The organism is Actinocrinis sp. (genome assembly GCF_035650855.1).
Classification (GTDB): domain Bacteria; phylum Actinomycetota; class Actinomycetes; order Streptomycetales; family Catenulisporaceae; genus Actinocrinis.
The window spans coordinates 1-11,667 of the sequence record NZ_DASRGV010000021.1; the positions used below are offsets into that span (position 1 = coordinate 1).

The 11,667-nt window shown below is 71.3% G+C and carries 11 protein-coding genes; 5 read left to right on the plus strand and 6 right to left on the minus strand.

Translation table 11 applies throughout. The annotated features are described in order from the left end of the window. Window positions 1-94 precede the first annotated feature (94 nt). From VFB40_RS01630 to VFB40_RS01645, 4 genes are all read left to right on the plus strand, one after another. The gene (locus VFB40_RS01630) at window positions 95-2,128 is read left to right on the plus strand and encodes a cellulose binding domain-containing protein (RefSeq protein ID WP_414642002.1); all 2,034 of its coding nucleotides are present in this window, start codon (window positions 95-97) and stop codon (window positions 2,126-2,128) included. Window positions 2,129-2,337: 209 nt separating this feature from the next. Beyond that, entirely contained in the window at window positions 2,338-3,246 is a 909-nt protein-coding gene (locus tag VFB40_RS01635) for a hypothetical protein (RefSeq protein ID WP_324847442.1), read from the plus strand. A gap of 35 nt (window positions 3,247-3,281) precedes the next feature. Continuing rightward, the gene (locus tag VFB40_RS01640) at window positions 3,282-4,508 is read left to right on the plus strand and encodes a damage-control phosphatase ARMT1 family protein (RefSeq protein WP_324847443.1); all 1,227 of its coding nucleotides are present in this window, start codon (window positions 3,282-3,284) and stop codon (window positions 4,506-4,508) included. A 103-nt stretch (window positions 4,509-4,611) separates the two neighbouring features. Continuing rightward, on the plus strand, window positions 4,612-5,196 hold the full coding sequence (locus tag VFB40_RS01645; RefSeq protein ID WP_324847444.1) for a pyridoxamine 5'-phosphate oxidase family protein: 585 nt from the start codon (window positions 4,612-4,614) through the stop codon (window positions 5,194-5,196). Window positions 5,197-5,293: 97 nt separating this feature from the next. Here the strand turns inward: VFB40_RS01645 and VFB40_RS01650 are convergent, their stop codons facing one another. From VFB40_RS01650 to VFB40_RS01675, 6 genes are all read right to left on the minus strand, one after another. Further along, the gene (locus VFB40_RS01650) at window positions 5,294-6,031 is read right to left on the minus strand and encodes a GTP-binding protein (protein WP_349261299.1); all 738 of its coding nucleotides are present in this window, start codon (window positions 6,029-6,031) and stop codon (window positions 5,294-5,296) included. Continuing rightward, window positions 6,012-6,635: a DUF742 domain-containing protein gene (locus VFB40_RS01655; protein WP_324847445.1), complete on the minus strand. Its 624-nt coding sequence runs from the start codon at window positions 6,633-6,635 to the stop codon at window positions 6,012-6,014. Before VFB40_RS01655 ends, VFB40_RS01650 begins: the two co-directional genes overlap by 20 nt. Before the next feature lie 5 nt (window positions 6,636-6,640). Next, window positions 6,641-7,066 carry a roadblock/LC7 domain-containing protein gene (locus VFB40_RS01660; protein ID WP_324838640.1) on the minus strand — a complete coding sequence of 142 codons (426 nt, stop codon included), beginning with the start codon at window positions 7,064-7,066 and terminating at the stop codon, window positions 6,641-6,643. 79 nt (window positions 7,067-7,145) lie between these two features. Continuing rightward, window positions 7,146-10,019: a sensor histidine kinase gene (locus VFB40_RS01665; protein WP_324847446.1), complete on the minus strand. Its 2,874-nt coding sequence runs from the start codon at window positions 10,017-10,019 to the stop codon at window positions 7,146-7,148. Window positions 10,020-10,098: 79 nt separating this feature from the next. Further along, window positions 10,099-10,926, minus strand: a complete 828-nt coding sequence (locus tag VFB40_RS01670; RefSeq protein ID WP_324847447.1) for an MHYT domain-containing protein — start codon at window positions 10,924-10,926, stop codon at window positions 10,099-10,101. A 211-nt stretch (window positions 10,927-11,137) separates the two neighbouring features. Continuing rightward, a complete protein-coding gene (locus tag VFB40_RS01675) occupies window positions 11,138-11,443 on the minus strand; it encodes a cellulose binding domain-containing protein (protein WP_324847448.1) in 306 nt (101 codons plus the stop codon). On the opposite strand from VFB40_RS01675, the gene VFB40_RS01680 reads away from it, so the two are divergent. Beyond that, the gene (locus tag VFB40_RS01680; RefSeq protein WP_324847449.1) at window positions 11,433-11,663 is read left to right on the plus strand and encodes a hypothetical protein; all 231 of its coding nucleotides are present in this window, start codon (window positions 11,433-11,435) and stop codon (window positions 11,661-11,663) included. The genes VFB40_RS01675 and VFB40_RS01680 overlap by 11 nt on opposite strands. Window positions 11,664-11,667 lie beyond the last annotated feature (4 nt).

Below are 11,667 nucleotides of genomic sequence, written 5' to 3' on the forward strand. Positions count from 1 at the left end.
AAACTGTGCTCCAACGTGGCGGAGGGAGTCGCACGTGAGTTCGCAATGGAGGCGATCGCGCCGGTTTCGGCGGGTCGCGGGGGGAGCCGCGCTGATGCTCGCCGGCGCGCTGGCGCCCGGGGCGAGCGCGCTCGCCGCGACGGGGACCGGCGCCGGCGCGGCGGTGAACGTCACGGTGAACGCGACCGAGGGGCTCGGCACCATCCCGGCGACCGGCTACGGGCTCAACAGCGCGGTCTGGGACAGCCAGATGAACGTGCCGGCCGTGCAGAACCTGCTCGGCCAGGCGGGTGTCGGCATGCTGCGATACCCGGGCGGCTCGTACGGCGACATCTACCACTGGCAGGACAACACGGCGCCCGGCGGCTATGTCGCGCCCGGCACGGACTTCGACTCCTTCATGGGCACGGTCAAGAAGATCGGCGCGCAGCCGATCCTGATCGCCAACTACGGTTCCGGTACGCCGGCCGAGGCGGCCGGCTGGGTCCAGTACGCCAACGTGACCAAGGGCTACGGCGACAAGTACTGGGAGATCGGCAACGAGCTGTACGGCAACGGGTACTACGGCTCCGACTGGGAGACCGACAACCACTCGAGTAAGAGCCCGACGACGTACGCGAACAACGTGCTGCAATACGTCTCGGCGATGAAGGCGGTCGACCCGACCATCAAGATCGGCGCGGTGCTGACCCTGCCGGGCAACTGGCCGGACGGCGCGGTGGCCACCGGCGACGCTTACGACTGGAACCGCACCGTGCTCCAGATCGCCGGATCAGCCATCGACTTCGTGATCGTGCACTGGTACCCGAGCGGTAAGGACGCCGCGACGGCGCTGTCCGAGCCGCAGCAGCTGCCCGGCGAACTGGACCAGCTGCGCAGCGAGATCAACAAGTACGCCGGCGCCAACGGCCCGAACCTCGGCATCGCGCTGACCGAGATGAACTCGGGCGTCGACACCACCACCCAGCCCGACGCGCTGTTCGGCGCGGACGCCTACATGACAGCCCTCGAAGACGGCGTGTTCACGGTCGACTGGTGGGACACCCACAACGGCCCCAGCACGATCAGCACCGCTCCGGACGGCGCGACCGACTTCAACGACTGGGGCGTGCTCTCCAGCGGCACCTGCGTGGGAACGACCTGCGAGCCGGCGATCAACACCCCGTTCCCGCCGTACTTCGCGATCAGCATGCTGAGCAAGCTCGGCCGGCCCGGCGACCAGATGGTCAAGGCAGGGACGGACCAGCCGCTGGTCAGCGCGCACGCGGTGCGGCAGGCGAACGGCGACCTGGCGGTGCAGGTGGTCAACAAGGACGTGAACAACTCCTACCCGATCAACCTGCACTACACCGGTTACTCCCCGAGCGCCGCGACCCCGACCGTCTACACCTATGGCGACGAGGCCGGTTCGATCACCAGCGCGGCCCAGGGCACGAGCAGCAGCCAGACGATCGCCCCGTACTCCATCGAGACGATCGTGCTCACCCCCTCGGGCAGCGGAGTCAGCGCCCTGACGGCGCCGGGCTCGCCGAGCGCGTCGAACATCACCGGCTCGCAGGCGACGATCAGCTGGAAGCCGTCCAGCGGCGGCCAGGTGTACCGGTACGAGGTGATCCAGCAGGTCGGCACCGTCACCAACGTGCTGGCCGAGTCGACCTCGACCTCTGCGACGCTCTACAACCTGGTGCCCGGCACCGGCTACACGATCAACGTGCTGGCGACCGACCAGAAGGGCTACCTCTCCCGGGCCTCCGACCCGGTGACGTTCACCACGAGCACGCCGGCGAACAGCACCTGCGCCGTCGACTACGAGGTCAGCCAGTCCTGGGGCAGCGGCTACGTGGCCAACCTGTCGATCACGAACACCGGCCCCGCGGCGATCAACGGCTGGACCCTGACGTTCACCTTCCCCGCCGCCACCGAGTCGTTCAACAGCGGCTGGAACGCGAACTGGACGAGCACCGGTCAGTTCGTGCACGCCACGAACGTCGACTGGAACGCGAACCTGGCGCCCAACGGCGGCAACTCGGCCAGCATCGGGTTCGTCGGCAACGAGTCCGGGGCATATCCGTCGCCCGCGGCGATCAGCCTCAACGGCACGGTATGCACGACCACGTACTCGTCGTGAGGCAAGTCAGACCGCGACGAATCGCGACTGACTAGATAGCCGTTCCACTGTGGGGCGCACTCCGATAGGGTGCGCCCCACAGGCATCAAAGGGGGCGGGGGCGGGCGATGTCGACGGACGACGCTTGGGCGATCAGACAGCCAGACGCGGGCGAATACATCACCACAGACGCGATACGGGGACGGAGCGAAAGCAACCAAGCGGCGTGGTTGGTCGCGGCAGCGCTGTTCATCGCGGCCGGCTTGGCGGAGATCGCGACCCTGTTCGCGCACACGCAGCTCGGCCCGAGGACTCAGCCTCTTTATGAATCGATCGGGCCGATTGTCGGGCAGGGCATAAAGGCGGCGGTTCTGGTCGGCTGCGGCGTGCTGCTGCGCAACCGGAAAACTCGCGACGCGGCGTGCGGGCTGGCGCTGAGCATCGTGCTCATCGTGGATACCAATTTCTTCTGGAAGTTGCGCCCGTCCCGGTTGTCCAGGGAATACGACGCACTCGGCATCTGGCTGTCGCTCGCCGTCTTCGTCTTGCAGACCACGGGCGCGCTCGTCGTGCTCATCCTGGTGATCCGGCAGCCGGCGCATCGCCGCGGGCGCCAGCGCAGGGCGGACCGCGTCGCCGCGGTGCTGCTCGGGTTCACCGGCGCCGTCCTGTGGGTCGCCAGCAACGCGTTGACCTCGTACCGCCTCGGTGTGGGCACGGTATTCAACGGCGTGCAGCACTCGGAGACCTGCTGTTCGTGGGCGCAGAACGACGGCTGGAACCACGTCGCCGTCATCCTCGGCGGAGTCGCGATGATCGCTCTCGCGCTCGTCGCCGCGACCGTGCGGGCGAAGGCGCGGGCGGCGGGTCTCCTTTTCGGCATGGCGCTGGTGCCGTTCGGCGACGTGGTCGTGAGCGTCGTGAGCAGCCTTGCCCCCGAGCCGACCTTCCTCGGCTTCCACTACCGGCAGCTCGTCGGCCCGTCCGTGATCGTCACTTTCACCCCGACGGCCGGGTTCTGGGTCGAACTGCTCGCCATGCTGCTGCTCGGCGCGGCCGGCGCCTTCCGGTTGCTGCTCGGGCCGCGCACGGATCGCTACCGCGTCTCCGAGCTGACCGGTTCGGCGCCCCTCGGCTGACGCCCCGGGGAAGCCGGGCACGTAAAATGCCTGGCATGTCGCACGAGCTGCCGCCGCCGATCCTGATCAGCCCGGAGGGCTCGTTCGCCTGGGACGTGTTCCACCGGCGGCATCCCGTCCTGATCGAGAACCTGATCGCGGCGCTGCCCTACGGCCCCGACCAGATCCGCGCGCTTCGGGCGCTGCTCGACGAGTCACGCACCGGCCCGATCAACCCGCTGCCCGACAGCGCTCCGGACGCCGAACGGTGGCGCGGGCCATGGGACCGCGGCCACTACGGCAAACCGTGGGCGGACGCGCCGTTCCTGTGGGCCGAGAGCTACTTCTTCCGGCGCATCCTCGACGCGACCGGATACTTCGCGCCGCCCGGATCGGCCTGGTCGGGAGTCGATCCGTACGAGCCGATGAAGGACGCCGAGCTGTCCGATCCGCAGCTCGAAGCGGCCTTTTCCTGGTACGCCGCGCTCGACGGGCTCCCGCCGGCCCGCCGGTTCGCCGCGCTGACCGAGGCCGCCGTGCTCGGCAACCGCGCCGACCTGGTCTTCCAGGTGACGGAGGTCGTCGAGGGGTACACCGCTGTCAATCCGCCGCTCGCCGACGACACCGAACTGCTCCGGGAACGCCTGCTCGGCGCTCACGCGGAGGCTGGATCCGGGGGCGCATCCACCACCGACACATCGAAGACAGTTGCGATCATCTGCGACAACGGCGGCCGCGAACTGATCTCGGACCTGCTGCTCGCCGACGAGCTGCTCACCCTCGACCCGCGCACCGAATCCGCACTGGCCGCGAGCATCGAGCTGCACGTCAAACCGGCGCCGTACTATATCTCCGACGCCACCGCGGCCGACGTCGGCAAGTGCCTGCGGCGCCTGCGCGGCATGTCCGGGCCGCTCGGCGCCGCCGGGGCCAGGCTGTTCGAGCACGCCGCCGCCGATCGACTGCGGATCGCGACGCACCCGTTCTGGTGCTCGCCGCTCTCCTTCCACGAGCTGCCCGAAGACCTGCGGGCCCGGCTGCGGGAGCGATTCGTGCTGGTCAAGGGCGATCTGAATTACCGTCGCCTGGTCGGGGACAGCTGGTGGGACGCGACGACGCCGTTCGCCGACGCGGTGCGGTACCTCGGTCTGCCGGTCGCGGCGTTGCGCGCGGCGAAGTCCGACGTCGTCGTCGGGGTCTCGCGCGAGCAGGTCGAGCGGCTCGACGCGGCCGAACCGGACTGGCGCCTCAACGGCCGCCACAGCCTGATCCAGACCGCGTGACCGAACTCACCGGCCGGCGCCGCAAAACAACTTGATCTGCGCGGCTACAGTGAAAACCGGAGGCAGGCCGAAGGCGTCAGCGGGATCAAACGGGAGGGCCGCCGTGGCGAACGTGTTCGAGGGGATCGACGAGGGCATCCGCGAGTTCATCGAGGCGCAGCCGATGTTCTTCGTGGGCACCGCGCCGAGCGGGCCGGACGGCCTGGTCAACATCTCGCCCAAGGGATACCGGGACTGCTTCGCGGTGCTCGACGAACGCACCGTGGCGTACCTCGACCTGTTCGGCTCCGGCGCCGAGACGATCGCGCACCTGCGCCAGAACGGCCGGATCGTGGTGATGTTCTGCTCGTTCACCCGCAACTCGCGCATCCTGCGGCTGCACGGCCACGGCAGGGTGCTACGAGCCGACGATCCCGAGTTCGCCGCGCTCGCCCCGCGCTTCAACCTCGCGCACCCCGGCCTGCGCTCGATCATCCTCATCGACGTCGAGCGGGTATCAGACTCCTGCGGATTCGCGGTCCCCTACATGGAGCTCGTCGACGAGCGGCCGGTGCTCGACAAGCTCCACGCCACGCGCACGCCGGACGAGTGGGCGCAGCGCGTCAACGGCGTGAACGCGAAGAGCCTTGACGGGCTGCCCGCGCTCGAACCGGACCACCCGCTGCCGACCTCCGTGCCCAGGGGCTGACCGCGCCGGTCGCGGGTGACTCTGGCTGACCGCGGTTGACTGTGGCTGATCGCAGCGGACCGCAGCGGATCGCGTTCCGGCGGCGCAGCGCTCCGGCTCAGGCCATCGCGCCCTGACCGCCCGGCCGGGACCGGCGCGAGGAGTGCACCCGGCCCGCGTGATCCACCAGCGCGATCAGCACCTCCTTGGCCGAGGCGCGCTCGCGGGCGTCGCACAGCAGTACCGGCGTGTTCGACTCCAGGTCCAGCGCCTCGCCGATCTCCTGCGGACCGAACGGCCGCGCCTCGTCGAAGCAGTTCACCGCGACGATGAACGGAATGGCGCGGCGCTCGAAGAAGTCGACCGCAGGAAAGCAGTCGGTGAGCCGCCGGGTGTCGGCCAGCACCACCGCGCCCAGCGCGCCTTGCGCCAGCTCGTCCCACAGGAACCAGAAGCGGTCCTGTCCCGGCGTGCCGAACAGGTACAGCGCCAGGTCGTCGCGCACCGTGATCCGGCCGAAGTCCATCGCCACCGTCGTGGTGGTCTTGCGCTCGACGCCGTGCGTGAAGTCCACGCCGCGGCCGGCCTCGGTCATCGATTCCTCGGTGCGCAGCGGGCGGATCTCGCTGACCGAGCCGACCAGCGTGGTCTTGCCCACGCCGAAGCCGCCGGCGATCAGGATCTTGAGAGCGAGGAAGGGTTCTTCGTTCTCCGGTTCGGCCCGGCGTTCTCCGCGTTCCCGGGCCGCCGCGCGATACGCGGCCGATCCGACGCTGGCGCTCGGGACGGGGGCCGCGTCGGCGCGCGTGCCGGCGCCCGGGACCCGGAAACCGCGATCAGAGCGCGCGGAGCCCATTGATCACCTCCTGCAGGATGTGTTCGTCGAACAGCGCGGCCGGCGGCTTCGGCTGCCGGACCCTGACATGCCCGATCTCGAGAAGGTCGCCGAGCAGCACCCGCGCGACGCCCAGGGGCAGATCGCAGCCCGCCGCGACCTCCGCCACGGACTGCGGCGCGCGGCAGCACAACTCAAGCACCCGCACCTGCTCCGGGCTGAGCGTCGGATCGTCGTAGGGACCGCTCTCCGCGATCACGAGAGCGAGCAGGTTGAACACGCGCGCGTCGGAGCGGGCGCGGCCCCTGGTCAGCGCGTAGAGCCGGACCAGCGGGCCGGCCTCGTCGTCATACCAGAACGCCGGCTCAGCCGCGCGGCCGCCACCGGGATCCGGTTCGGGGACGTACTCGCGCTGGTATCCGGGTTCGTAGAGGGCGTCGCGACCTGATTCGTGCGCGGGTTCGTACCCGTACTCGTAGCCGTTGTCGTACCCGTAGGCGCGGTCGTGCGGGATCCCGTTCTCGTATCCGTACCCGTATTCGGCTCCGGCCGGGCCGCCCATGGCGCGATCGGCGGCGTCGCTCGGCCTGCTGCCGGCCGCGCCGCCCGCCGCCGGTGGCCGCACGCCGGTCACGACGCGGCCGCGCCCGCGCCGCTGCCGGCCCGCGGCGCGGCGAACAGGTGCTCGCCGACCCGGCGCACCAGCCGGGCCATCTCGTAGGCCACCAGGCCGATGTCGCACTCCGGCCCGCTGAACACGGCCAGGCAGGTGCCGCCGCCGGCCGCCACGACGAACAGGTAGCCGCCGTCGAGCTCGACCATGGTCTGCCGCACCGACCCGGCCTTGAAGTGCCGCCCGGCCCCCTTGGCCAGGCTGTGGAATCCGGACGCGACGGCCGCCATGTGCTCGCCGTCCTCGCGGGTGAGCCCCGCCGACGAGGCCACCGCGAGGCCGTCGGTGGAGAGCAACACCGCGTGCCGGACCGCCGGGACGGCGGCTACCGTCTCGTCGAGCAGCCAGCCGAGTTCGCCGCCGGCGTTGGTACTGGGGGGCATCGGGCCTCCTGGCCTTCAGCGGGCTTTGTCAGCCTCGGTGATCGATCGTTCCGTGGGGTGGGTCGTGGGGGTGTGCATCTCAGTCCTCTGCGGCCGGCGCGGCGGCCCCGGATCCGGTGCCGGAGCGGCCGCGCGACCAGCCCTGCTGGTACGCGGCCATGGTCGCGCGGGCCTGCTCGGGCGTGCGCTGGGCCAGGTCCGCGTCCGAGTCGAGCGCGCCGCCGCCCTGCTCCGGATCCGTCCGCAGCCCCGGCGCGAGGCTGGCCTGCTTCACCCGGCGCGGCAGCCCGCCGGGCGTCTCAGGACCCGTCGACGCGCGCAGCAGCGCGGGTTCGGTCGTGACGGCGGCGGTTTCGGCGTTCGGGTCGCACGGCGCGGCCGCAGGCGTATCAGGACCCTCCAGATCCGGTCGGCTCGGCACCCGGCGCGGCAGCAGGTCGAGCGGCGGCATCGCATCGCGGGGCGCCTGCGGGGAGGCGGACGCCGGAGCGGCGACCGGAGCCGGCCCGGCGTGCGGCGCCTTCGTTCCCGCCGGTCCGGAGCGCGCCGCCGGCGCCGTCGTGTGCGGTGATCCCGCAGTGGACGCCGCCGCGCCGCCGGCCGCGGTCGGGCCGGAGCCGACCAGCGCACCGGGACGTCGCGCCGCCGTCGACGTCGTGCGGCCCGGCACCGTGTCGCGATCGCCGTCAGAGGCCTGACGCGCGCCGATCGCGGCAGGACGCGATCCGGCGGGCAGCTCCGCGTCGACCAGCAGCGCCTTCGGCAGCAGCACCACGGCCGTCGTGCCGCCGTACGCCGACTGCCGCAGCGCGACCTTGATTCCGTGCCGGCGCGCCAGCCGGCTGACCACGAACAGCCCGAGCCGGTCGCTGTCGAGCAGGTCGTCCGGGTTGTCGCGCTCGATCCGCAGGTTGGCCTCGGTCAGCGCCTCCGCGCCCATGCCGAGCCCGCGGTCCTCGACCTCCAACGCGTACCCCGCCGCCACCTGCGAGCCCTGCACCTGCACACGCGTGTGCGGCGGCGAGAACGAGGTGGCGTTCTCGACCAGCTCGGCGACCAGGTGCGTCAGGTCCGCGACCGCCGCGCCGGCGACGCGCGCGTCAGGCATCTGACGCACGTCCACCCGGGCAAAGTCCTCGACCTCGGCGACCGCGGCGCGCACGACGTCCATCAGCGACACCGGCCTGCGCCAGCTGCGGCCGGGCGCCGCGCCGGAGAGGATGATCAGGCCCTCGGCGTGCCGGCGCATCCTGGTGGCCAGATGGTCGAGCCGGAACAGGTCCTCCAGGTCGGCCGGGTCCTCGATCCGCCGTTCCATCAGGTCGAGCAGCGCGAGCTGCCGGTGCAGCAGCACCTGGCTGCGCCGGGCGAGGTTGAGGAAGATCCCTGCGACGCCGTTGACCGCCTCGGCGCGGTCCAGCGTGGCCCGCAGCGCGGCGCGGTGTACCGTCGCCAGCGCCATCGCGACCTGGCCGACCTCGTCGCCGCCGTCCTCCGCGCCCGCCGCGAACGCGCCGCCGAGCGAGGAACGGCTCAGGGTGCTCACTCCGAGCGTGCCCTGCCCGACCTCGGCCTCGAGATCGATCTCCTGCCCGGAGCGCAGCTTCGCGATCGCGCCGGGCAACCGCCGCCGGGCCAGGTCAAGGGCCGAGTCGCGCAGCCCGACCAGCTCGACGACCAGCCCCCGGCCGATCCACACCGAGACCAGCAGCGAGACCGTCACCGCGAACAGGCCGAGCAGCACCCCGGCGCCGGCCTTCGTCGCCAGCGCCCGGCCGTAGGGATTGACCTGCGCGATCGCGGCCACGCCCGCGCCGGACACCACGTCACCGAGGCGGTCCAATTCTCCCGGGGCCAGCGTCGACCACGCGGTCTCCGCCTGCGTGATGGCGCCTCTGTTCGTGCCCTGATCTCCTGCGTTGAGGAGCGTTTGCTGCGCGCCTTGCAGCCGCTGATAGGAGTCCGAGGAAGTCACCCGCTGGTATGCCGCCACGTCGACGTCACGCAGCTGCGCGAGCGCGCCCTGCTCGAGCTCGTGCTGACTGTAGTAGGCCCCTGCGAACTGGCGATAGGCGTCCGCGCCGAGCGGTGCGCCGCCCGACTGCGCCTGGGCCTGCGCGACGATCGCGGCCTGCCGCGCCAGCATCTCCCGTGAGCGCGCCAACTCGGTGACCGCCCAGGCGTCCGAGGCGATCTGCCCGTTCTGGCCGACCTTGGTCAGCGTCGCGCGCAGGCCGTTGCCAAGCTCCAGCGCGTCGCTGATCGCCTTGGTGTACCCGGCGTTCGCGGTCGTCCACGTCACCTGCCTGCGGGACACCTCGCCGCGCAGCCCCGGCAGGCCGGACAGGTCGGTGAGCAGGGCCGCCATCGGGCCGCTGACCTGGGCGCCCAGTCCGGTGGTCGCCGCCGCGGCCGTGCCCGCGCCGTCGCGCAGCGCGTTGGCGGACGCATCAGTGCCCGCATAATCCGCGGTCAGCCCCGAGCCCGACTGGCCGCCGAGGAACCGCGCGGCGTCGATCCGCTCGCGTTGCAGGGCGCTGATCAAGTCGTCGTTGGGCACGCTGACCGCCGCGCCGAGCTGCTTGAGCTGGGTCAGCGCGTACACCGTCTGCGCGGTCTGCACGGCCGCCAGGCCCCACAGCGTCATCAGCGAGACGATCGGCACCACCAGCAGGCAGACCACCTTGGCCCGGATCGAGCGGGGCCTGGGGATCCGCGCGACCGCCTCGGAGTCCCGGATCGTCGGGAACAGCGCGCCGCCGCTCGCGCGGCCGAGGGCGGAGGCCGCCGCACCGGCGCCGCGCGCCGTTCCCGGCGTGATCGTGCTGAACATGGAGATCGCGCGCTGTCCGCGCCACGCGGCTCGCGCCGCCCGAGCCGAGGCCTGCTGCGAAAGCGGCGAGCGCGGCGCCTGCTGCTCGGGTTGCTGTTCCTGGCGCGGCGGCCGGGGCATCGGAACGGATATCCGGCCCGACATGCCGCTCGGTCTCGCGTGCGAACCGCGGCGGCCGCGCGGCGCGGGCGGGCGGTTCTCATGCATGCGAACCCTGCCTCTCCGCCGTCGGGCGCCGTCTGCCGGGCGGCGGAACGTCGTCATCGTCCGGCTCGTCCGCGTCGCGCGCTTGGCTGCCGGTGGGGGAGAGGGCGACGAAGGCGGAGGTGAGGAAGAGCGTTGATCCGAGGCACACGATCATCGGCAGGATGAACGCCATCGCGGTCGCGCCGCCGCCCGGTACGTGCCCTGATGCCACTGTCTGCGCGGCCACCGACACCTCGGCGGCGCGCATCCCGGTGTAGTGCATCGCCGTCACCGCGACGCCCATGATCATGGACGCTCCGATCGCGGCGACCGGTCCGCGGATGGTCAATCCCGCCCACAGCGCCGCGGTCGCCGCGGCCACCGCGATCAGCACCGACAGCGCGACGGTCCCGATGTTGTAGTTCAGGCTGGCGTTCAGGCGCATCGCGGCCATGCCCGTGTAGTGCATCGCCACGACGCCGAACCCGGTGACCGCGCCGCCCAGGCTCAGCGACACCGTCCGCGAGCGCCCGTAGCCGACGATCAGCATCCCGGCCCAGGTGAACAGGATCGGGATCACCAGGCTGAGCAGGGTGAGCGAGACCGCGTACCGGATCTCGGTGCCCGTCACCGCGAATCCGAGCATCGCGATGAAGTGCATCGTCCAGATCCCGGCGCCGATCGACACCGCCGCGGTCAGCAGCCAGTTGCGCTTCGAACGCCCGCTCGCGTCCAGCGCGCGCACCGTGCAGCGCAGCCCGAGCGCCGAGCCCACACAGGCCATCGCATAGGACAGCACGGGTGTGGCCCACCCGAATCCGGTCTCCGTCGTCGCGCCCATCGGCCCCATCACTGCCGGCTCCCTGTGCATCTGCAATCGCGAGTGACTGGTCAACCGACCATTGCACGAGAATGTTCGCGCTGCGGGGTTTTGCGCTGACTCACCGCAATCATGCAGCTAACAAGCGGCGGACTTTTAGCGGACGCACGCCACCCCTGCGCCGCCGGATGCGGCGCAGGGGTGGCGTGTGGGGCAGGGGGCCGCAGGGCCCTCAGTTACATGTGGTGCCGTTCACGCTGAACGAGGTGGGTGACGAGTCGTTGGACGTCCACGTTCCCTGGAATCCGAACGACGCGTTGCCGCCGGGACTGATCGAACCGTTATACGAGGCGTTGGTCGCGGTGACCGTCTCGCCGCTCTGCGTCAGCGAGCCGTCGTTCCACGAGCTGGTGATCTTCTGGTCGCCGGGGAAGGTGAACTTCACCGTCCAGCTGCTGATCGCGCTGGTGCCGGTGTTGTTGATGGTGACTCCCGCGGTGAAGCCGCCGGGCCACTCGCTGTTCTTCGTGTACGTCACATGGCAACCGGAGCCGCCGCCCGAACTCGCGCTCGCCGAGGGCGAAGCAGAGGGCGAACTCGACGCCGACGGGCTCGACGACGGCGACGCCGACGCGCTCGGGCTCGCGCTCTTGCTCGGCGACGCGCTGGCGCTGGCGCTCGGGCTGCCGGTCGACGAACCGCTCGGATCGCCGTACATGATGCCGCGGCCGTTGGTGCCGACGTATACGCGTCCGTAGGTGC